The organism is Streptomyces dysideae (genome assembly GCF_001514305.1).
Lineage (GTDB): Bacteria > Actinomycetota > Actinomycetes > Streptomycetales > Streptomycetaceae > Streptomyces > Streptomyces dysideae.
The window spans coordinates 94,463-116,280 of record NZ_KQ949104.1; the positions used below are offsets into that span (position 1 = coordinate 94,463).

Sequence of the window (21,818 nt, forward strand, 5' to 3'; positions counted from 1 at the left end):
GGCCGAGCCATCAAACGCGTGTCACCGCCCGGTCAGCCGGCAACGGCCGACCGGGCGGGAGTGTGTTCGGGCCTGCGCAGGTCGACGCGGTGGTCGACCTCCGCGAACCGGCGCGCGGGCTTCTCCACGGTGATACGCCGTGGCGGTCGCGCGGTCGCGGGCCGTGTCGTGGCGTCGGTCGGCAGCGTGAACCACACGACCTTCCCGGACTCGCCGTCCGGCCGCACACCCCAGCTCTCGCTGACGGCGGCCACCATGGCGAGCCCACGCCCGCACGTGGCGAGCGATTCGGCGTCCTGCGGGTCCGTCACGACCGGCAGTCGAGGGTCGTGGTCGTGCACCGAGACCATGAGCCGGTCGAGCAGCAGCTCGATCTCCACGGTGCACATCTTGTCGGGCTGCGCATGCTGGTGGACGTTGGTCAACAGCTCCGTCACACCGAGCGCGGCTCGGTCTATGAGGGGATCAAGATGCCAGTAGCGCAACTGCGCCGATACGATTCTGCGGACCTGGCCGATCCGCGACGGCAGGGCTTGCAGCTCCACCGTGCAGTGCCTGCTTGGGTGACTGATCACGGCTGCGACTCCCCGACTGAAGAAGGTCCGGAAGAACACGGAGTTCGGATCGTTCCAGCAGAGTGCCTGCGTGCAACGGCCGCCTGCTGTCCTGGCCGGCGGGCTGGTTCGCAGCGCTATCGCCGGTAAACCCAGAGTGACGTGAGATCAGCGTGACGCAGGGGGTGAGGTACCGCAACTCGCGGTAGCTCAGCGGCCCCGCCCCGCCGCCTTCCGTACGGCCTCGATGAACCGGCGTGCCGCGGGGGGCCCGGGTTCGCCCGGTGCGGGATCGTGATCGCCCAGCGTCAGCAGGTACCGCTTGCCGTTGAGGTCCGCCAGCGCCCGGTCGTCCGGGGCGAACCAGGGCTTGGAGGCCCGCACCGCCTGCACCGGCGCACTGTCGATCTCACTGCCGTAGCTGGTGAGCAACTGGAGCCTGCCGTCGCTGATCCGGACCTGCCCGGCCCGGGTGAGTGAGCGCAGCCGCTTCCCGATTCGCACGCCCGTGGCCCTGAACTCCGGCTCCGCCATGCCGCCCGCCCCCTTGTACGCGTCGGTGTGCTGGATCGCCGGCGTCGGCGTGATCCAGTTCATGTCGTGATCCAGTGTGCGCCCCCGTGCGGGATCGCCGTCCCGTCCCGTGGCAGTCTGCCCGGCCCCGGCGTCGAGCACCAGTGTGCACGACGCCCTGGTCGCGGGGCGCCCGGAGCACTCGCGTGAATGCGCCCCTACCTCTTCGGCATGGCGTCTCCCCTGGGGTGCCTTTGAGACCCTCAAAGGTATGTTTATGCAGGTGAGAAGCGTGCGGAAGGTGTTTATGATCGAGGCGTCGGCCGCGCGACGCGTCGTCGGCGCGAAGCCTAAGGAGCCCCGCCGTGATCACGCCCCAGCAGACCCGGACCGGCGCGACCCTCGACGTCGACCACAGTGACGTCGCCTACCGGCACTGGCTGAAAGAAGCCGTCCGCAAGGTCCAGGCGGACGCCAACCGTTCTGCCGACACCCACCTCCTGCGGTTCCCGCTGCCGGAGAAATGGGGCATCGACCTGTATCTGAAGGACGAGTCGACCCACCCGACCGGCAGCCTCAAGCACCGGCTGGCCCGCTCGCTCTTCCTCTACGGCCTGTGCAATGGCTGGATCCGGCCGGGCCGCCCGGTGATCGAGGCGTCCAGCGGCTCGACGGCCGTCTCCGAGGCGTACTTCGCGAAGCTGATCGGTGTGCCCTTCATCGCCGTCATGCCGCGCACGACCAGTGCCGAGAAGTGCCGCCTCATCGAGTTCCACGGCGGCCGGTGCCACTTCGTGGACGACTCGCGCAGGATGTACGAGGAGTCAGCCCGCCTCGCGGTCGACACCGGGGGCCACTACATGGACCAGTTCACCTACGCCGAGCGGGCCACGGACTGGCGCGGCAACAACAACATCGCCGAATCCATCTTCCGTCAGCTGGAGTTGGAGCGGTTCCCGGAGCCCGCGTGGATCATCGCCACGGCCGGCACCGGCGGCACCTCCGCGACCATCGCGCGGTACGTCCACTACATGCAGCACGACACTCGCATTTGTGTCGCAGATCCGGAGAACTCGTGTTTCTTCGAGGGCTGGACCACCGGCGATCCGGACGTCACGACCGACTGCGGCTCGCGCATCGAGGGCATCGGCCGGCCGCGCATGGAACCGAGCTTCGTGCCCGGCGCCGTCGACCGGATGATGAAGGTCCCGGACGCGGCGAGCGTCGCTGCCGTACGCGCCCTGGAGCGGACCATCGGCCGCAAGGCGGGCGGCTCCACGGGCACCGGGCTGTGGAGCGCGCTGAAGATCGTCGCCGAGATGGTGGCCGAGCGAAGGCAGGGCAGCGTGGTGACGCTGCTGTGCGACCCGGGGGACCGGTACCTGGACAAGTACTACTCGGACACCTGGCTCGCCGAACAGAGCCTGGACATCGACCCGTACGCGGCGGCCATCGAGCAACTGCTGGAGACGGGCGTCTGGCCCGACTGAGCGGCTACGCGGCGAGCCGCCGGTCCAGCGAGGTGACCGCGTCCCGGAACGCGCGCCCCAGACCCGCACGCGCGAGCTTCAGGGTGAACCGGAACGCCGCCGTGCCGTCCGCGGCGAACGTCCACTGGACCCGTGTGCCCGTCCCGGCCGGGGTGAGCCGCCACTCCTCGACCAGGGCGCGGGCGCCCGGCGCGTTGGTCACGTCGGCCCGGTAGGCGTACACCTCGGGCTCTTTCGCGGCGAGGACCGTCTCCTCGAAGCGCGTACCGCCCCGCAGCCGGATCTCGCGTCCCCGCGCCGATGGGGGTCCCCCCGCTCGAGCGAAGCCGAGAGTGGGGGAGGTCGGCCGGGCCAGCGTCACCGCCGCGAACCACTCCGTCCAGCCCGGCACGTCCTCGGCGAGCGCGCGGAAGACCCTTTCCGGGGGAGCGGCGATCTCGCGTGCGAAGACCAGCCGTACGGGCGCGGTCTCGACGAAGTCGAGCCCCATCTCACGCAGCAGGTGCGCCATGGACGAAACCCCCTGTGCCGACGCCGAGTTCCGGGAGCGCCACGATAGCTGGCGGCCCGTCAGATGTCTGTACCGCCTGCCCCGGCCGCCACCACCGGATTCCCGTACGGCCAGGATGCTCCTATGGATGTCAGTCCTCGTCGCCCGGCGCGCCCGCGACCACCAGCCGCCGCAGCTGCTCCGAGATCTCGGTGCGCGCCTCGGCCGGCAGCCCCGCGTCCGTCACCAGGGTGTCGACCTGCTCCAGCGCCGCGAACGAACTCAGCCCCACCACACCCCACTTGGTGTGGTCGGCGACCACCACGACCCGGCGCGCCGACTGCACCAGACGCCGGTTGGTCTCGGCCTCCGCGAGATTCGGCGTGGACAGGCCGGCCTCCACCGATATCCCGTGCACACCGAGGAACAGCACGTCGAAGTGGAGCGCCGCGATCGCCTGGTCGGCCACCGGCCCCACCAGCGAGTCGGACGGGGTGCGCACCCCGCCGGTCAGCACGACCGTGGCCGCGCCCTGCCGGGGGCCCGAGGTGCGCTGCGCGACATGGAAGACGTCGGCCACCCGCACCGAGTTGGTGACGACGGTCAGGTCGGGCACGTCGACCAGCTGGTGCGCCAGCGCATACGTCGTCGTACCGCCCGACAGCGCGATCGCCGAGCCCGGTGCGACCAGCTCGGCCGCGGCCCGCGCGATGTCCTCCTTGGCCGTCAGCTCCAGGCCCGACTTGGCTTCAAAACCGGGCTCGTGCGTACTCGCCTCGACCACCGGCACGGCGCCGCCGTGCACCTTCTCCAGCACGCCCTGTCGCGCGAGCGCGTCCAGATCGCGCCGCACCGTCATGTCCGACACGCCGAGCTTGCGGGTGAGCTCGTTGACCCGGACCCCGCCCCGGCGCCGGACCTCGTCCAGGATCAGGGCGCGGCGCTGCTCCGCGAGGAGGTTCTGATTCTCACTCACGTACGCTCCGGTCCTTTCGCGTCAAGCCGTCCGACAGGCCTCGCACCTGCGGTGACGAGGTCATTCTTCCCGTCTCGGTGTGTGGGCGTCCCATCCTTGCACGGGTCGGCGCCGGTTGTGCCACCGGCCCGACGCGCGCATGTCATCCGCGCGCCACACAGGCACCGCTCGCCCTCGGATCGGGGAGATTCCGTGACGAGAGGTGTGCGCCGCGCCCGGAGTGGAGATCCTTGTGCCCGCACGGACACATCTCTATCGCGTGTCATGGGGGAGTGCGAACAGTGGAACGTGTCTCGGCCGATGGAACGGCCCTGGAACTTCTGGTCCACGGGGTGGGTGGCACCACACCCGAGGAGATGCTCGGTGATCCGCGCACGGTGCGGATCACCGGCGACGACACGGCGGCCGTCTTCCGCCGCACCGAGGACGCCGACGCCGAAGCCAGACCCGAGGACTACCAGGGCAAGCCGGTGCCCGAGGCGTACGTCTGGTGCAACCTCACCTCCGGGAACGGCACCCGCGCCCTGTGGCTGCTGCTGCTGCCGTTCATGGTGGTCAACCTCGCGCACTGGATGCGCCCCACCGCGCGCGGGCGCAAGCGGACGGTGCGGCTGTACGGGCTGCTGGTGCGGCTCGCGGGACTGAGCCTGACGGTGCTGCTCGTCGCGGCCGCCTGCGAGGTCGCCCTCGACCTGGCGGCCTGGCAGTGCGCGGGCACGCCCGCGTGTGCCGAGCGGCACTCCTGGCTGGGCTTCCTCTCGCCCGACATGTCGGACGGCGGCTGGTGGAGCCGCCCGGGCCGCCGCCTCGCCCTCGCCGCCCTGGTGCCCCTCGCCCTGACCGGGCTGCTCTGGTACCTCTCCCACCGCACCTGGAGCGCCTACGAGTCCCAGCTGCCGATGTCCCGCACCGCCGAGCCCGACCAGGAGACCGGCCGGACCGCGCTGGGCCGCCCCGGCTTCTGGTACGGCCGCCGTCTGGTCGCCCGGCTGCGCGCCGCGCACACCTCCGCCGGCCTGCTGACCGTCGCCGCGGCGGTCGGCTCGGCGGCGGCACGCTTCGACCGCAGGCCGGGCGGGCCCGCCGTACTCGACACACTCGGCCGGCTGCTGAGCGTCGCCCTGGTGGCGGCCGCGGTCGGCGTGGTGTGGGTGGTGTGCCGCCGGGGCCGCAGCGAGAAGCGCCTGGACCAGGAACTCGACGAGCACGTCGTACGACGGCTGCCGCTCGCCTCCCTCCTCCTGCTGGTCCTCGCCCTGGTGTACGCAGGGTGGGACCGCCCGGGATGGGAGTCGACGGGCCGCCTCCCGGGCGACACCACCTTCGGCGCCGTCGCCTTCCTCCAGGGGCTGCTCGTCATCGTCCTCGCTGTGGTCGCCCACCTCCTGCACCGCACCCACCCCGACCCGCGCGCCGCGATGCGCGGCCTGGGCGGACCCGCCGTGGCGATGCTGGCCTGCGCGCTCGGCGGGCTGATGTCCGGCGGTGTGTCCCAGCGGGTGGCCGACTGGCTGGACGGCACGGGGACGTCCATCGACGGACCGCCGGTGCTGCTGACCTGGCAGGCGTCGGTGATCCCGCCGCTGCTCGTGGTGCTGTTGCTGCTGTGCGGCGGGCTCGGCTGGCGGACCTGGCTGCTGCGCCGCACCGAACTGGGCGCGGTGGAGACCGAGTACGACGAGGAGCCCAAGGACCCGGGACGTACCCGCCGTATCGCGAGCACGCGCGCGTTGGCGACGCTCACCGACCGCGGCCCGCTCTTCGTCGCCGTCGGCTCCGCCACGACGCTGCTCCTGGGCGCCGGAGCCCTGGTCGGCGCCCTGACGACCGACGAGACGCCGGGCGAAGCCGCGCGGCACGCGCACGCCTTCGTCCAGGGCGCCGCGGACACCGCGCAGGCGCTGGGCTCCTGGCTGATCGGGCTCGGCTTCATACTCTTCGTCACCTGGGGCCGGCGCGCCTACAAGGACCCCTCGGCGCGGCGCACCATCGGCATCCTGTGGGACGTCGGCACGTTCTGGCCGCGCGCCGCGCACCCCTTCGCGCCGCCCTGCTACGCCGAGCGCGCGGTACCCGACCTGACCTGGCGGATGGCCACCTGGACGCGCGCCACCGGCGGTCGGCTGGTCCTGTCCGGACACTCCCAGGGCAGCGTGCTCGCGGCCGCCGCGGCCTGGCAGCTGGCGCCGTCGGTACGCAAGCGGGTCGCCCTGCTGACCTACGGCTCCCCGCTGGAGCGCCTCTACGGCCGCTGGTTCCCGGCCCACTTCGGCCCGACCGCGCTCAGCTCCCTGCACGACGAGGTCGACTGCTGGCGCAACCTGCACCGCCGCACCGACCCCATCGGCGGCCCGGTTCGCCTCTCCGGCGACTGCGGCCCCGCAGTGGACCGCGAAGCCCTGGCGGACCCCCTGGCCTACGGCCGCACCCCCGAACACCCCCTGCCCGCCCCGATCCTGGGCCACTCCGACTACCAGGCGGACCCGGCGTTCGCGGAGGAACGGGAGCGGCTGCTGTCCCGGCTGCGGTCGGCGGTGCCGGCGCAGCGCCTCATGGCGGAGCCGCCGGATCCGGATCCGGGTCAGGACAGCTCCGGCAGGTCCTCCGCGTAGAGCAGCGTCAGGTCGTCCGTGCTCGGTTCCGCGAGTTGGGCGACCCGGCTCGCGTGCCGTTCCACCATGCCCTCGAAGGTCTGGCGGGCCGTGCGGCCGTTGCCGAACGCCGGGCCCTTGGGGAGCGCCGTGAAGTACTTCAGCAGGGCCTCCGAGGCGCCGGGACCGAGCCGGTACTCGTGCTCCTCGGCCTGCTGCTCCACGATCCGCAGCAGTTCTTCAGGGCTGTAGTCGATGAAGGTGATGGTCCGTGAGAAGCGGGATGCCACACCGGGGTTGACCGAAAGGAACCGTTCCATCTCGGCCGTGTAGCCCGCGACGATCACCACGACCGCGTCCCGGTGGTCCTCCATCAGCTTCACCAGCGTGTCGATGGCCTCCTTGCCGAAGTCCCGGCCGGAGTCCTCCGGGGACAGCGCGTACGCCTCGTCGATGAACAGCACGCCGCCGCGCGCCCTGTCGAAGGCCTCCTGGGTGCGGATCGCGGTGGAGCCGATGTGCTCGCCGACCAGGTCGACGCGGGACACCTCGACGAGATGGCCCTTCTCCAGGACGCTCAGGGAGGCGAGTATCTCGCCGTAGAGGCGGGCGACCGTCGTCTTGCCGGTGCCGGGGGAGCCGGTGAAGACGAGGTGCCGTTTGACCGAGGCGGCCTTGAGGCCCGCCTGCTGGCGGCGCCGGCCCACCTCGATCATGTCGATGAGGGCCCGCACCTCGCGCTTGACGCTCTCCAGGCCCACCAGCGCGTCCAGTTCACCGAGCACGGCCTGCGAGGCCCGCACCGGCTTCTCCGGCTCCTGGGCGGCGACGAGCGGTTCCTGCTCGGTGGTGCGCTGGCCCGGGATCGCGCCCAGCAGACCGGGGGACTGGTTCGCCGTCTGCACGACGGTCTCCGGCAGCACGGGCGGCTGCCGCAGGCCCGCGCTCTCGTCGCTGGTGCAGTCCTCGACGACGGGTCCTGCTCCGGACGCCGCGTCGGGGCCGCCCTCCGCGAACTCGTACCCGCCGCGCGCGCACCGCTCCGTGCGGCACTTCTTCAGCGTCGTACGGCAGCCGTCGAGGACATGGAAGCCGTAGCCGCCGCTGCCCGTGACCCGGCAGTCGAGGAAGCTGCCGCGGCCGCCCGCCGAGACGTAGAACCCGGCCTCCGCGGGGGAGTCGACCGTGCACCGCTCGATGGTGGGGTCGGCGCCCTTGGTGACGATCACGCCGGTCTGGGTGCCGTCCAGGGTGCAGTTGTTGAGGGTGCCGCCGCTGCCGTGGTCCCGGAACCAGGCGCCCGTCGCCGCCTCCCGGATCCGGCAGTCGTCGAGCTGCGCGGTGGCGCCGTCGCTCACCGACACGGCCGTGTTGCGGACCTGCGACAGGTCACTGTCGACGACGTCCGCGCGCGAGCCCCGGTCGAGCACGAACAGGGCGTCGGGCACATCGTGCACCCGGCAGGAGTCCAGCACCGCGGTGGCGCCGTCGCTCACCCACACCGCGGGATAGTCGCCCGTGCTGTCGAAGATCTCGCACTGGTTGGCGTCCACGCGAGTGCCCGGATCCCACACCGACAGGCCGTTGCGCCCGAACTGACGCACCGTTGTCCGGGTCAGCGTGAGCACCGAGCGGGAGCGCAGGTCGATCGCGTTCTCCGGGATGTCGTGGATACGGCAGTCGGCCAGCGTCAGCACCGCGTCCGTGTCGAGGGTGACGCCGTCGGCGGTGGTGCGGTGGACGTCGCAGTCGGTGAGGTGCGCGGTGGCCCGGCCGGTGACCTGGACGCCGGAGCCCCGCACCTCGTAGACCTCGCAACCCACCGCTTCCAGCGCGGAGTTCTCACCGGTCGCCGACAGTCCCACGCCCGAGGCGTGGTGGACCCGGCAGCGCTCCAGCCGCGGGTGCGCTCCGCCGCGCACCGCGACGCCGGCCTGCCCGGCCGCGACGACCTCGCACTCCTCGAACACCCCGCCCCCGCCGTCGAGTACGGCGATACCGATGCCCGCGGGGTTGTCGACGGTACAGCGCCGCACGGTGGGCCGCGCGCCGCCGCGCACCTCGATGCCGGCCGCGGATCGCGTGACGATCCGGATGTCCGCCAGCTCCGGGGTGCCCTCCTCCACGAGCAGGGCCGGCGCGGCCGCGTCCTGGCCCTCGATGTGCAGGTCCTGGACCACGGCCGAGGCACGCACGGTCAGCGGCACCCCGTCCAGGGGCGCGATGCGCACGGATCCGGGGGAGCCCTCGGGGCCGCGCAGGGTCACCGCCCGCTGGACGACGAGGTTCTCCCGGTAGGTGCCGGGGGCGACGGTGAGGACGTCGCCGTCGGCCGCGGCCTCCAGGGCGGCGGCGAGCGATGCGTACTCACCCGTGCGGCGCCGCCACCGCGATGTGCCGGTGTGCGTCACCTGGACCGTGCCCTGTGCCATGGCGTTGCTGAGCCCCCACCTCGTGGTACGCGGGTTGATTGCCGAAGAAGTCGGCCGGTCCACCGTAGCGTGCGTGCGGGCGGTGGGTTGACCAGAGCCGGAAGGCTGTCAGCTGCCAGTGCCGGTGCGGCCCCAGTCGGGGCCCGCGCGCTCCCACGCCTGGTCCCAACGCGCGTACCTGCGGCGGACCATGCGCCAGACGATCAGCCGCCTGCCGCCCTCGACGAGGCCCATGAGGAGCAGGGCCGCACCGAACCCGGCGAGCACCGCGTGCGTCGCCGCGGTCGCGGAGTCCAGCGGGCGGGCGACGATCCGGCCCTGCGGGTCCGTCCATATCGTGAAGCGGTCGCCCCGCTGCGGGCTGTCGATGCTCGCCATGGCCGGGCCCTGCCGCCCGGTGCCGTCCGGTGCCGTCCACTGGGCGAGGACCTGGGTGCGCAGATCCCGCCCGGAGGAGGCCTCCGGGTCGGCCTCCAGGGCGGAGCCGCCCGCCTTGCGGATCACTGTGGCCGTCACCAGATGCCGGGCGGCGCGCTGTTCACGGACGGACTCCTGCAGGGTGTCCTGTGTGGCACCGCCGACGAGCGCCCCGACGACGGGCGCGAGGAGCAGGATCAGCAGCAGAGCCGCCAGGGCGACCCAGGCCTCGGCCAGATCGGTCGCGCGACGCAGCGCATTGTGCCGCCAGCGCCAGAGTCCACTGATCGCTCGCACGGTCCCGCACCCCCTTCCCGCTCCGTGATAACCCCCGCAAGAGCAGTTCACGCGCGGGACCGGTCAAGGAGAGAGCGAAATCGCCCGCGACCGGACCTCTCATGAACTTCTCACGAAAAGCCCAACGCGCGGGCCCCGGGGCCCGGTTCCCATACGCGGGAGCTTCGGTGGGTCATTCCTGATCGAGGATCTCGACCGGGTCACCGACCCGGATCGTGCCCCGGTGGAGCGGCACCAGATTCTGGCCGAACACCAGCTTGCCGCCGATGCGGCGGTGTCTGCCCAGGGTGTGCAGGGGCTCCTTGCCGCGCTCGGCGGTCCGCTGGTCGGTCGTGGTCACCGCACACCGGCCGCACGTCTTGGCGACGCGGAAGGCGACCTCGCCGATGGTGACGCGCGACCAGCCGTCCTCGGCCCAGGCGGTGGGGCCCGCCACGACCACGTTCGGCCGGAAGCGGTTCATGGGCAGCGGGCCCTCCCCGGCGTGATCGCCCCGCGCGATCAGCGAGTTGAGGGCGTCGAGGGAGGCCGCCGAGGTGAGCAGCAGCGGATAGCCGTCGGCGAAGGTGACGGTCTCGCCCGGCAGCGCGTACTCCGGGTCGACGGGCCGACGCCTGGCGGGATCGTCCAGGTGCACGAGGCACACCTCGGCGCCGAGATACGCGCTGCACCAGGCGTGTGCGGCGGCGTCCTCGGCGAGCACCGCCTCGACCTTGTCCCGGAAGATCTGCACGGGCACCGTGCCGACCGGCCGCGGCACGGACACGGTCAGCGGGTCCATGCCGGGTGCGGACAGCCGAACGCCGCCGCCGGGCAGAAGCTCGGCGGCGGCCAGTGCGAGGCGCGGCTGCTGACGTTGTGTGACGACCTTTCCCCCGTCGTCGATCAGCGCCCAGCGCCGGTCTCCGGTCAGCCCCCAGGGCTCCACGACGGCCTCCCGGGGCGCCAGACCCCGGAACGCCTTGACCGGATGAAGGTGGATCGACTGCAGCTGCACATTCCCCATGCCGTCATCGTGCCAGGCCGCACGGACAACGTGGGGAGTGGATCAGTAGCCGCGGTACTGCTGGTTGTTGTACGGGTCCTGGTACGGCGCCGCGGCGGGGCGGGGAGCCGCGGGGCGCATCGCCTCGTAGCCCGTACCGCCGGGCGCCGCCGGACGCGGTTGCTGGGCCTGCGGGCCCGGGTAGCCGCGGGGCACGCCGGCCTGCTGCGGGATGTACGCCCCGGGCGCCTGCTGCAGCGGAGAGGGCTGCTGCGCCTGCGGGTAACCGTAGGAGGGCTGGGAGGGGCCCGCCGGTAGGGCGGGCAGGGCCGACGGGAGCGCGGGCAGGTGGCTGCTGCCCGTGTCGTAGGCGGCGGGGACCCGGATCGGGGCGATCTGCGGGGTGCCCCGCTCGGCCACGAGCGAGTCGTAGATCGGAGTGTCCGGGAAGGAGGCGGAGTAGTAGCCGCCGCCATAAGTGGAGCGGGGGGAGGTCATGGCACATAAGTTAAGCCCACGATGTGCTGGTTGGGGAGACCGATAAGAGGGTTGTTTTCCGTGTCGGCAGTGACGTGGGATCCCCAATGCGAGCGAACTCGGCAAAAAGGGACGCCGTGCCGCGTTCGGATCAGGTAAAGGCCGAGTTCCGGGCGGGTTACCGGGGGTTGGACAGTGACCTTCCGGTGCTCCTCATGGGAGTTCACGGCCCCGGGGAATAGGTTGGACGGGTGGAGAACCCAATGGGCTGCCGGGGCTCGGCCTGGCGCGACGACAGGTGATGGGGGCGGACATGTCAATGTCGAAAGGATCGAATGTTCCGGTGCCTGCGACGGCACTGCGGGTCGAATTGGGCTGGCGGTCCGGACCGGGCGTGCCCGACGTGGACGCCTCGGCGCTGCTCCTGGCCGGCGGCAAGGTCCGTTCCGACGGCGACTTCGTCTTCTACAACCAGGCAGTGCACTCCTCCGGCGCGGTCCGGCACGAGGGCAAGCGGGACGCCGGCGGCCGGGTGACCGACAGCCTTCTCGTCGACCTCGCGCGTGTGGAGCCCGCGTTCGAGACCGTGATCCTCGCCGCCTCCGCGGACGGCGGCGCGTTCGGCCAGGTCCCGGACCTCTGCATCGAGGTCAAGGACGCCGCACAGGGCACGGTGATCGCCCGCTTCGACAGCGCGGGCGCCACCGTCGAAACCGCTTTCGTGCTCGGCGAGTTCTACCGCCGCCAGGGAGCCTGGAAATTCCGCGCCGTCGGCCAGGGCTACAGCAGCGGACTCGGGGGCCTCGCCACCGACTACGGCATCACGGTGGACGAGCCCCAGCCCACGGCCCCGCCGGCCGCCTCTCCGGTGACCATGCCCCCGCCGGTCGCGACCCCTGTCGCCGCGCCCCCGCCCCCGCCCGCGGCACCCCCCACCGCGCCGGTCCGCCTCACCAAGGTGACGCTGACGAAGGCCGCCCCCTCGGTGTCACTGACCAAACAGGGCGGCACCTCCGGCGCGCTGCGCGTGAACCTCAACTGGGAGGTGCACAAGCAGTTCTCGGGCTGGGCGAGCAAGCTGGGCCGCGTGGCCGCCATGCACGCCGATCTCGACCTCGACCTGTGCGCCCTGTACGAACTCACCGACGGCAGCAAGGGCGTCATCCAGGCCCTGGGCAACGCCTTCGGTTCGCTGAGCCGGCCGCCGTACATCCACCTCGACGCCGACGACCGCACCGGTGCCCGGTCGAGTGGTGAGAACCTCACCGTGAACCTCGACCACAAGCAGGCCTTCCGGCGTGTCCTCGTCTTCGTGACCATCTACGAAGGCGCCCGCTCCTTCGCCGACCTGCACGCCACGGTCACCCTGACCCCGCAGCACGGCGCCGCGATCGACTTCTCGCTCGACGAGTGCACGGTCCCCTCCACGGTGTGCGCCCTCGCCCTGATCACCAACACCGGCAGCGACCTGGTCGTCCAGCGCGAGGCCCGCTACCTGGTGCCCGAGCGCGGGGTGAGCCCGCAGCGGACCGTCGACTACGCCTACGGGTGGGGCATGAACTGGACGCCCGGCCGGAAATGACCCCTCAGGTCTCGTCCGGAACGGCGTTGCGGCGCGCGTAGGTGCGGCCCTTCCAGGCCGCGCCGCGCCCCCCGTAGTGCTGCACCGCGGAGTCGACCGTCATGAGGAGATAGAGGAACGCCGTGAACGGCAGCAGGGGAGCGAGCCACAGCGGCTGCCGGTAGTAGCGGAGCATCGGGATGTACGTCCCCGTCATCACCAGCCACGCGAGACCGCCGACGCCCCAAGCCGCCGTACCACCCGTCGCCAGGCCCACGACCAGTGCCACGGGCGGCACCAGGTACACCAGCGTCAGCCCCGTGACCGTACCGGCCAGCAGCAGCGGGTTGTGCCGCAGCTGCGCGTACGCGCAGCGCGAGACCATCCGCCACAGGTCGTGCAGCCGCGGATACGGGCGCACGCTGTCCACCCGCTCGGCCAGCCCCAGCCAGATGTGGCCGCCACCGGACTTGACGGCCCGCGCGAGCGCCACGTCGTCGATCACGGCGTGCCGGATGGCATCCGGGATGCGGGCCCGCTCGGCGGCGTCGGCGCGCAGCAGCACACAGCCGCCTGCCGCGGCCGCCGTACGGCCGCCCTTCCTGCCGATCCGGCGGAACGGATACAGCTGCGCGAAGAAATAGACGAAGGCGGGCACGACCAGCCGCTCCCATAGGCTCTCCACCCGCAGCCGGGCCATCTGCGAGACCGCGTCGAAGCCCTCGGTGCGCGCCGCCGCGACCAACGTCCGCAGGCTGTCCGGGCCGTGCGCGATGTCGGCGTCCGTCAGCAGCAGGTACTCGGGGCCACGCGCGCGTGCCAGGCCGATGCCGTGACGTACCGCCCAGAGCTTGCCGGTCCAGCCCGCGGGCGGCTCGCCGGGGGAGTCCACGGTGAGCGGCAGCCCGCCGTGCCGTCGCCCCAGTTCGCGTGCCAGCTCCCCGGTGCCGTCCGAGCTGCCGTCGTCGACGAGGAAGACCTCCGCCCGCCCCGGATAGTCCTGGGCCAGCAGCGACGGCAGGCTCGCGGGCAGTACCCCGGCCTCGTCGCGGGCCGGTACGACGACACAGACCGGGGGCCAGCCGTCCGGTTCCGTCCGGGGTGGCAGTCTGACGTCCGTACGCCAGAAGAAGCCCTGGCAGAGCAGCAGCCACAGCCAGGCGGCGAGAGATCCGACGGCGGTCCACACGATGGCGCTCACGCGCGCAGTCTGCCCCACCGGACCGGCCCGCAAGGGCTCATCGTCTATCGTGGCCGGGTGAAGATCGCGCTGATGGACTCCGGAATCGGCTTGCTGGCGGCCACCGCAGCGGTACGGCGCCTGCGGCCCGACGCAGATATCGTGCTCTCCTTCGACCCCGACGGCATGCCCTGGGGCCCCAGGACCCCCGAGGACCTCACCGAGCGCGCTCTGGCCGTCGCCGAGGCCGCCGCCGCGCACCGGCCCGACGCCCTGATCATCGCCTGCAACACGGCCACCGTGCACGCCCTGCCCACTCTGCGCGCCCGCCTCGAGCCCGACCTGCCGGTCATCGGCACGGTCCCGGCCGTCAAGCCGGCCGCTGCCAGCGGTGGCCCCTTCGCGATCTGGGCCACCCCCGCCACCACCGGCAGCCCGTACCAGCGCAGCCTCATCGCGGAGTTTGCCGACGGCGTGCCCGTCACCGAGGTGCCCTGCTTCGGGCTCGCCGAGGCCGTGGAGCACGCCGACGAGAGCGCGATCGACGCCGCCGTCGCCGCGGCCGCCGCGCTGACCCCCGACGACGTGACGACCGTCGTCCTCGGCTGCACCCACTACGAGCTCGTCGCCGAGCGCATCCGTACCGCCGTGCAGCGCCCCGGCTCCCCGCCGCTCGTCCTGCACGGCTCGGCGGGTGCCGTCGCCGCCCAGGCGCTGCGCCGGATCGGCGAACAGCCCGCCCCCGAGGCCGCGGCCGCCAGCACCCTGGTGGTGCTGCTGAGCGGACGCGAGGGCACCCTGCCCGAGCCCGCCCTCGCCTACGCGGAAGGCCGGCTCCTCCGGGCGGTCAGCACCGTGCGGTGACCGGCGGCCACCAAAGGGACGCCCCGGGTCCGCGGCGGGCCCGGTCGGCGCAGTCCCCCTCCGCGACGCGCTACCGGCGCAGCGAAACCTGAGTAACCTCAAAGGCATGAGGGACCACCCCCACGGCGAGACGCCGCACCCCGACGTCTGGACCGGTCGCGCGACCAACCGGATCCAGTGGCTGCTGGCGCTCGCCGGAGGCGCCTGTATGGCGCTCGGCATCGAGCTGGCCGTGGGTTCGGCGTGGACGTCCGGGGTCGCGCCGCTCGTCATGGCCGTCGTCGGCTGCATCGCGGCCGGGCTGCTGGTCCTCTTCGGCACCCTGGCGTTCGTGCACGTCGCCCTGCGGGTCGACAAGGACTCCCTCGAAGTGCGCTGCGGCCATATGGGCGTGCCTCGCCGCCGCATCCCCCTGTCGCAGGTCGCGGGCGTCGACTTCGACGCGAACGTCACCCCGCGCCACTGGGGCGGCTGGGGCTACCGCTGGCGGCCCGAGAAGGGCACCGCGGTCGTCGTACGGCGCGGCGAGGGCGTGGTGCTCAGGTTGTGGGACGGCCATACGTTCACGATCACCGTGGACGACGCGGAGGCGGCCGTACGGGTCATCCGGGAGCGGCTGCGCACCAGGACGCCCGGCCCGGCGCACTGAGGTCACGGGGCCGGACGGTCGCCACGCGCGTGTACGTCCCATTCTGACCCCGCCGGCTCGTCGGCCAGGGGGCGTGCCGTGGCCAGGCCCGCCAGCAGTCCGGCGCCCACCGACACCATGGTGAAGCTGAGCGCGTTGCCGACCGCGGCGATCGCCGCCAGCACCGTCAGGGCCGCACCCGCCGTGAGCGCGATCGGCGTGGGACGCGCGGTACGCCACAGCGCGTAGAGCACCCAACAGAAGGCCGCCGCAAGGAGCAGCACGCCGACAACTCCCTGTTCCGACGCCTGCTGCAGCAGCGCCGAGTGCGGTTTGCCGTCGGACAGCAGGGTCTGTACCGAGGTGTCGCTGAGCTCTCCGAAGCGTCCCGGGCCCACGCCCAGGGCGGGGTCCTGGCGCGTCAGGTACAGCGCGTCGTGCCACAGCTCGACGCGCTGCCGGGTCAGCCGGCCCTCCAGGGACTCGGCGAGCCGCTCCGGGACCGCGTTTCCGGCGACCGCCCAGGTCAGGCCGGTGACCAGGGTGGCGGTCAGGGCGAGTCCGACGATGCCCGGGCCGCGGCGGCGCACACGGCCGGCGGCGAGCGAGCACAGCAGGACCGCGGAGCAGGCGACGAAGCCGATGGTCGAGCCGACCACAGCCGCGGTCACCATGATCCCGGCGGCCAGCAGCCGCAGGGCCAGCCGCGGCACGGGCGCCGACGTCGCCCAGGCGGCACAGCACGCGGCGCCCACGGACAGGGTCAGCACGGCGGCGGTGGCACCGGCGTGGCCCAGCGGAACGACGATCTCGGGTCCGGGGGAGAGATGCGGGACGGCCACCGTCAGGGCCACTCCGGCCAGTGCTCCGGCACAGGGCGCGGCGACCGGCAGGAGCGCCCCGCCGATCCGCCCGGCGGCATATCCGGCGGCCACGGCCAGGATGGCCAGCAGCACGCCCTCGGGACGGCCGTCGTGCGCGGCCGCCGTGATCAGGGACCAGGCGGCACAGGCCCCGAGCACCACCACGCCCGTTGTGTCAGAAACGATTCGTCTCTCGCCGTCCTCGTCCGGACCGGCCGCAGACGTGATCCCCGTGGCACCCACCCCGTCCCCCCGAACCCGGTCCCCCGACCTGTGACGTGGCCCGTCGCACTCCCCGTACGACTCGGGCTCCGGCACACCGTAACGGCTGATGGACGGTTTGTGGACGTGTTGCGCAGGAACGATGCGGCACATGCGGGCGCCGAACGGCCGTCGCTGCCGACGCGGACCGCGCTGTCGGTCCCCGTACCACTCGCCGTACACTCCCGGAGTGACCGTCACCGCAACTTCTGTGGACGAGTCGGCCCAGTCGCAGCAGCAGACAGCGTCCGCCTCGCGCGCGGCGCGGCTCGTGCGCATGGTCCCGGCTCTCACCGCAGCGCTCTCCGGAGTGCTGCTCTACGTCAGCTTCCCGCCGCGCACCCTGTGGTGGCTCGCCCTCCCGGCCTTCGCCGCCTTCGGCTGGGTGCTGCGCGGCCGCAGCTGGAAGGCGGGCCTGGGGCTCGGCTACCTCTTCGGCCTCGGTTTCCTGCTGCCGCTGCTGGTGTGGACCGGCGTGGAGGTCGGCCCCGGGCCCTGGATCGCGCTGGTCGTGATCGAGGCGGTCTTCGTCGCGCTGGTCGGCGCGGGCATCGCCGCGGTGTCGAAACTGCCCGGCCGGCCGGTGTGGGCGGCCGCACTGTGGATCGCCGGAGAGGCCGCACGCGCGCGTGCGCCCTTCAGCGGCTTCCCCTGGGGCAAGATCGCGTTCGGCCAGGCCGACGGCGTCTTCCTCCCCCTCGCCGCGCTGGGCGGCACCCCGGTCCTCGGCTTCGCGGTCGTCCTGTGCGGCTTCGGGCTCTACGAGGCCGCACGCCTGGTCGTGGAGGGGCGCCGCACCCGCGCCGTACAGCGGTCCGCCGCGGCCGTCGCCCTGCTGAGCGTGGCCGTCCCGGTGGTGGGCGCCGTGGCCGCCCGGTCGCTGGTCAGCGACAAGGCCGAGAACGGCACCGTGACCATCGCCGCCATCCAGGGCAACGTGCCCCGCGCCGGGCTGGACTTCAACGCCCAGCGGCGGGCCGTCCTCGACTACCACACCCGGGAGACCGAGCGACTGGCCGCCCAGGTGAAGGCGGGCAAGGTCGCCCAACCCGACTTCGTGCTGTGGCCGGAGAACTCCTCCGACATCGACCCCTTCGCCAACCCCGACGCGCGCGCCGTCATCGACGGGGCCGCCAAGGCGATCGGCGCGTCCATCTCGGTCGGCGGCGTCGTCGGGCGGGACGGCAAGCTCCTCAACGAGCAGATCCTCTGGGACCCGGTCAAGGGCCCCCTGCAGACCTACGACAAGCGCCAGATCCAGCCCTTCGGCGAGTACCTCCCGCTGCGTTCGCTCATCGGGGCGATCAACAGCGACTGGACGTCCATGGTCCGCCAGGACTTCAGCCGGGGCGACAAGCCGGGCGTGTTCACCATCGACGGCACCAAGGTCGGCCTCGCGACCTGCTACGAGGCCGCCTTCGACTGGGCCGTCCGCGACACCGTCACCGACGGCGCCCAGATGATCTCCGTCCCGAGCAACAACGCGACCTTCGACCGCAGCGAGATGACCTACCAGCAGCTCGCCATGTCCCGCGTCCGCGCCGTCGAGCACAGCCGGACCGTCACCGTGCCGGTGACCAGCGGCGTCAGCGCGATCATCATGCCGGACGGGACGATCACCCAGAAGACCGGCATGTTCGTCGCCGACTCGCTGGTCCAGAAGGTGCCGCTGCGCTCCTCCGAGACGCCCGCGACCCGGCTGGGTATCCTCCCGGAGATCGCCCTGGTGCTGGTCGCAGCCGGCGGACTCGGCTGGGCGATCGGCGCCGGGGTGCGCGGGCGACGCGCCGGTGACGTGTAGCCGTACGCCCGCCCCACGCCCCCGGAATTCGCCGGGGGCGCCCGGACCTGCCCGTTAGGGTCGGAGCCATGGCTACTCCCGACTTCATTCGCACCCTCCGGGCCTCCGCCGGAAACCAGCTGCTGTGGCTCCCCGGCGTCAGCGCCGTCGTCTTCGACGACGAGGGCCGGGTGCTGCTGAACCAGCGCTCCGACACCCGCAAGTGGTCGCTGATCGGCGGCATCCCGGAGCCGGGGGAGCAGCCGGCGACCTGCGCCGTGCGGGAGGTCGAGGAGGAGACGGGAGTGCGATGCGTCGTCGAGCGGGTGATCGTCGTCCAGGCGCTGCAGCCGGTCACCTACGACAACGGCGACATGTGCCAGTACATGGACATCTCGTTCCGCTGCCGGGCCCTCGACGGCGAGGCGCGGGTCAATGACGACGAGTCGCTGGACGTGGGCTGGTTCGCGGTGGACGCGCTGCCCGAGCTGAGCGAGTTCGGTCACCATCGGATCAAGCAGGCCATGTCCCAGGCACCCACATGGTTCGACACCACGAGCCTCAGCTGAAGTATGGGTGCTGACCATATGGGGTGAGACAGGGGCGCTGTCTAGGGTCGGGCCATGACCCCGCCCAGCGCCCTTCCGGCCCCCCACGCCCCCTCGCTCGACCTCGGCGGCCGTACCGCTCTCGTCACCGGCGCCGGCGGCGGCATCGGCCGCGCCTGTGCGCTGCGGCTCGCGGACGCCGGGGCCAAGGTGAGAGCGGTCGACCGGGACGCCGCGGGCCTGGAGGCGCTCGCTGAGGAGGCCCGGGGCCTGGTCGGCTCCGTCGAGCCGCACGTCCTCGACCTCACCGACCTGGACGCCGCCGAACTGGCCGCCGCCGGGACCGATGTCCTCGTCAACAACGCCGGGCTGCAACTGGTCCGGCCCATCGAGGAGTTCCCGCCCGACGTCTTCCACACGGTGCTCACCGTGATGCTGGAGGCGCCGTTCCGGCTCATCCGCGGCGCGCTGCCCCACATGTACGGACAGGGCTGGGGCCGCATCGTCAACGTGTCCTCCGTGCACGGCCTGCGGGCCTCGGCCTTCAAGTCGGCCTACGTGGCCGCCAAACACGGCCTGGAGGGACTCTCCAAGACCGCCGCCCTGGAGGGCGCACCCCATGGCGTTACCTCCAACTGTGTGAACCCTGCCTATGTGCGCACCCCACTGGTCGAGAAACAGCTCACGGACCAGGCCCGGGCACACGGCATCCCCGAGGAACGCGTCCTGGCCGAGGTGCTGCTGCAGGACAGCGCCGTCAAGCGGCTCATCGAACCGGAGGAGGTCGCCGAGGCCGTGGCGTACCTGTGCGGCCCGCATGCCTCCTTCGTGACCGGTACGTCGCTCGTCCTCGACGGTGGCTGGACCGCGCACTGAGCAGTCCAGCCACCGTCGACATCCGAGTTATCCACAGGGCTGACGGGGCGGCCGGGCGATGAGGAATCCTGTGAGCATGTCCCGCGATCACACGCAGTCCGCAGAACGCTCCGGCGCCGGAGCGCCGGCCGGCGACGCCGAGACGCCGTTCCTCGAGCTGCTGGCCAGGCGCGCCTCCGCCGACGCCTACGAGCGGCCCGTCCTGCTCGCCCGCGCCGAGGGCAGAGCGGCCGAGCACGTCGCCGCGCTCGAACACGCCAGGCTGCTCGCACTGCGGGTCCGCTCCGAGATGGAGGGGCGCCGCAGGCGCGAGGCCGAACTGTCCGCTCTGTTCGAGACGGCACACGACCTGGCCGGACTGCGCGACCTGGACGCCGTGCTGCAGGCGATCGTGCAGCGCGCCCGGTCGCTGCTCGGCACCGACGTGGCGTACCTCAGCCTGAACGACCCCGTCCGGGGCGACACCTACATGCGGGTGACCGAGGGCTCGGTCGCGGCCCGCTTCCAGCAGCTGCGGCTCGGCATGGGGGAGGGGCTCGGCGGGCTCGTCGCGCAGACCGCCCGGCCGTACGTCACCGATGACTACTTCCAGGACGAGCGCTTCCAGCACACCTCGACCATCGACGCCGGTGTGCGCGACGAGGGACTGGTCGCCATCCTCGGGGTGCCCCTGATGCTGGGACACCATGTGATCGGCGTCCTCTTCGCGGCGGACCGGCGCGCCCGGGTCTTCGAGCGGGAACAGATCGCGCTGCTCGGCTCATTCGCGGCCCTCGCCGCGGCCGCCATCGATACCGCCCACCTCCTCACCGAGACCCGCTCCGCCCTAGCCGGCCTGGAACGCGCCAACGAGATCATCCGGGACCGCAGCGGCGTCATCGAGCGCGCCTCCGACATCCACGACCGGCTCGCGGAGCTGGTGCTGCGCGGCGGCGGGGTGCACGACGTGGCCGCCGCCGTCGCCGAAGTCCTCGACGGCATGGTCGAGTTCACGGAGGCCGCCGCAGTGCCGGCGAAGGCCCTGGAGGCCTCCCGCGCCGACGGGCACGCGGTGTGGCACGACGACGAGTGGATCGCCGCAGTGGCCGCCGGCGGGGAACTCCTCGGCGCGCTGGTGCTGCACGGCCACCCCGGCCTCGACCCCGTCGACCAGCGCACCCTGGAGCGGGCTGCGATGGTCACCTCGCTGCTGCTGCTCGCCCGGCGCTCCGCTGCCGAGGCCGAACAGCGCGTCCGCGGCGAGCTGCTCGACGACCTGCTCGACGCCCGCGACCGCGACCCGCGCCTGCTGCGCGACCGCGCGTCGAGACTGTACGCCGACCTCGACGCCACCCACGTGGTGCTCGCCGCCCGGCTCGACGCCGCCGCGGCCGACGCCGACCAGGAAGCGGCCGCCCGCCGCCGCCTGCGGTCTGCTGCGTCCCACCTCGCCGCGACCCGGCACGGCCTGGCCGCCGCCCGCGACGGCGGCACCGTCCTGCTGCTGCCCCTGGAACCGGGCGACACCGCCACCGCCCTGGCCCGCCGCACTGCCCGCCAGCTCGGCACCGCCGTGCACGAGGAGGTCACCGTCGGCGCCTCCGCCCCGGTCGAGGGCCTCGCCGCCCACCCGGACACCGTGGCCGCCGCCTACGCGGAGGGCCGCCGCTGTCTCGACGCGCTGCGGCTGCTCGGCCGCTCCGGGGACGGCGCCGCCGCCGAGGACTTCGGGTTCCTGGGGCTGCTGCTCGCCGGAGACCGGGACATCGCGGGCTTCGTCGACCGTACGATCGGCCAGGTCGTCGCATACGACGAACGGCGGGGCACCGACCTGCTGCGCACCCTCGACGCCTACTTCGCCTGCGGGATGAGCCCTGCGCGCACCAAGGACGAGCTGCTCGTGCACGTGAACACGGTCGCCCAGCGCCTGGAACGGGTCGGCCGCCTCCTCGGCGACGACTGGCAGAGCCCTGCCCGCGCCCTGGAGATCCAACTGGCCCTCAGGCTGCACCGGTTGGCGGCACCGGCACCGGCACAGCGGTGACCCCCGTACGCA

At 72.7% G+C, this 21,818-nt stretch carries 19 protein-coding genes; 9 read left to right on the plus strand and 10 right to left on the minus strand.

Features of this window, described 5'->3' with window-relative positions; all coding sequences use genetic code 11:
• Positions 1-32 precede the first annotated feature (32 nt).
• Both AQJ91_RS35445 and AQJ91_RS35450 read right to left on the minus strand, forming a co-directional pair.
• Complete coding sequence (locus tag AQJ91_RS35445; RefSeq protein ID WP_079085456.1) at positions 33-575, minus strand: ATP-binding protein; 543 nt, start codon at positions 573-575, stop codon at positions 33-35.
• A gap of 189 nt (positions 576-764) precedes the next feature.
• Positions 765-1,088: a hypothetical protein gene (locus AQJ91_RS35450; RefSeq protein ID WP_067029899.1), complete on the minus strand. Its 324-nt coding sequence runs from the start codon at positions 1,086-1,088 to the stop codon at positions 765-767.
• A 344-nt stretch (positions 1,089-1,432) separates the two neighbouring features.
• Between AQJ91_RS35450 and cds1 the strand changes: the two genes are divergently transcribed.
• On the plus strand, positions 1,433-2,557 hold the full coding sequence (gene cds1 / locus AQJ91_RS35455) for an L-cysteine desulfhydrase Cds1 (RefSeq protein ID WP_067029822.1): 1,125 nt from the start codon (positions 1,433-1,435) through the stop codon (positions 2,555-2,557).
• Positions 2,558-2,561: 4 nt separating this feature from the next.
• Here the strand turns inward: cds1 and AQJ91_RS35460 are convergent, their stop codons facing one another.
• Both AQJ91_RS35460 and AQJ91_RS35465 read right to left on the minus strand, forming a co-directional pair.
• Complete coding sequence (locus AQJ91_RS35460; RefSeq protein ID WP_067029824.1) at positions 2,562-3,068, minus strand: SRPBCC family protein; 507 nt, start codon at positions 3,066-3,068, stop codon at positions 2,562-2,564.
• A gap of 130 nt (positions 3,069-3,198) precedes the next feature.
• The gene (locus AQJ91_RS35465; protein WP_067029826.1) at positions 3,199-4,023 is read right to left on the minus strand and encodes a DeoR/GlpR family DNA-binding transcription regulator; all 825 of its coding nucleotides are present in this window, start codon (positions 4,021-4,023) and stop codon (positions 3,199-3,201) included.
• A gap of 272 nt (positions 4,024-4,295) precedes the next feature.
• Here AQJ91_RS35465 and AQJ91_RS35470 point away from each other — a divergent pair, with 272 nt between their 5' ends.
• Positions 4,296-6,635: a hypothetical protein gene (locus AQJ91_RS35470; protein ID WP_407696970.1), complete on the plus strand. Its 2,340-nt coding sequence runs from the start codon at positions 4,296-4,298 to the stop codon at positions 6,633-6,635.
• On the opposite strand, the gene AQJ91_RS35475 is transcribed toward AQJ91_RS35470, so the two are convergent.
• The 4 genes from AQJ91_RS35475 to AQJ91_RS35490 all read right to left on the minus strand — a co-directional run bounded on the left by AQJ91_RS35475 (position 6,605) and on the right by AQJ91_RS35490 (position 11,243).
• A complete protein-coding gene (locus AQJ91_RS35475) occupies positions 6,605-9,046 on the minus strand; it encodes a right-handed parallel beta-helix repeat-containing protein (protein WP_067029828.1) in 2,442 nt (813 codons plus the stop codon). The two genes, AQJ91_RS35470 and AQJ91_RS35475, sit on opposite strands and share 31 nt — an antisense overlap.
• Before the next feature lie 108 nt (positions 9,047-9,154).
• Positions 9,155-9,760, minus strand: a complete 606-nt coding sequence (locus AQJ91_RS35480; protein WP_067029830.1) for an Rv1733c family protein — start codon at positions 9,758-9,760, stop codon at positions 9,155-9,157.
• A 172-nt stretch (positions 9,761-9,932) separates the two neighbouring features.
• Complete coding sequence (locus AQJ91_RS35485; protein ID WP_067029832.1) at positions 9,933-10,766, minus strand: MOSC domain-containing protein; 834 nt, start codon at positions 10,764-10,766, stop codon at positions 9,933-9,935.
• 42 nt (positions 10,767-10,808) lie between these two features.
• A complete protein-coding gene (locus AQJ91_RS35490) occupies positions 10,809-11,243 on the minus strand; it encodes a DUF6643 family protein (protein ID WP_067029833.1) in 435 nt (144 codons plus the stop codon).
• Positions 11,244-11,541: 298 nt separating this feature from the next.
• Between AQJ91_RS35490 and AQJ91_RS35495 the strand changes: the two genes are divergently transcribed.
• Entirely contained in the window at positions 11,542-12,804 is a 1,263-nt protein-coding gene (locus tag AQJ91_RS35495) for a TerD family protein (protein WP_067029835.1), read from the plus strand.
• Between the two features lie 4 nt (positions 12,805-12,808).
• Here AQJ91_RS35495 and AQJ91_RS35500 read toward each other — a convergent pair whose 3' ends face one another.
• A complete protein-coding gene (locus tag AQJ91_RS35500) occupies positions 12,809-13,984 on the minus strand; it encodes a glycosyltransferase (protein ID WP_199848105.1) in 1,176 nt (391 codons plus the stop codon).
• 57 nt (positions 13,985-14,041) lie between these two features.
• Between AQJ91_RS35500 and AQJ91_RS35505 the strand changes: the two genes are divergently transcribed.
• Both AQJ91_RS35505 and AQJ91_RS35510 read left to right on the plus strand, forming a co-directional pair.
• A complete protein-coding gene (locus AQJ91_RS35505; RefSeq protein ID WP_067029839.1) occupies positions 14,042-14,827 on the plus strand; it encodes a glutamate racemase in 786 nt (261 codons plus the stop codon).
• 106 nt (positions 14,828-14,933) lie between these two features.
• Entirely contained in the window at positions 14,934-15,476 is a 543-nt protein-coding gene (locus tag AQJ91_RS35510) for a hypothetical protein (protein WP_067029841.1), read from the plus strand.
• 2 nt (positions 15,477-15,478) lie between these two features.
• Here the strand turns inward: AQJ91_RS35510 and AQJ91_RS35515 are convergent, their stop codons facing one another.
• Positions 15,479-16,480 carry an O-antigen ligase family protein gene (locus AQJ91_RS35515; RefSeq protein ID WP_407696971.1) on the minus strand — a complete coding sequence of 334 codons (1,002 nt, stop codon included), beginning with the start codon at positions 16,478-16,480 and terminating at the stop codon, positions 15,479-15,481.
• Positions 16,481-16,769: 289 nt separating this feature from the next.
• Between AQJ91_RS35515 and lnt the strand changes: the two genes are divergently transcribed.
• The 4 genes from lnt to AQJ91_RS35535 all read left to right on the plus strand — a co-directional run bounded on the left by lnt (position 16,770) and on the right by AQJ91_RS35535 (position 21,806).
• Positions 16,770-18,380: an apolipoprotein N-acyltransferase gene (gene lnt / locus AQJ91_RS35520; RefSeq protein WP_067029845.1), complete on the plus strand. Its 1,611-nt coding sequence runs from the start codon at positions 16,770-16,772 to the stop codon at positions 18,378-18,380.
• A 68-nt stretch (positions 18,381-18,448) separates the two neighbouring features.
• Positions 18,449-18,928, plus strand: coding sequence for an NUDIX hydrolase (locus tag AQJ91_RS35525; RefSeq protein WP_067029847.1), 480 nt, complete (start codon positions 18,449-18,451; stop codon positions 18,926-18,928).
• Between the two features lie 54 nt (positions 18,929-18,982).
• Entirely contained in the window at positions 18,983-19,783 is an 801-nt protein-coding gene (locus AQJ91_RS35530) for a 3-hydroxybutyrate dehydrogenase (RefSeq protein WP_067029849.1), read from the plus strand.
• A gap of 76 nt (positions 19,784-19,859) precedes the next feature.
• The gene (locus tag AQJ91_RS35535) at positions 19,860-21,806 is read left to right on the plus strand and encodes a helix-turn-helix domain-containing protein (protein ID WP_067029851.1); all 1,947 of its coding nucleotides are present in this window, start codon (positions 19,860-19,862) and stop codon (positions 21,804-21,806) included.
• Positions 21,807-21,818 lie beyond the last annotated feature (12 nt).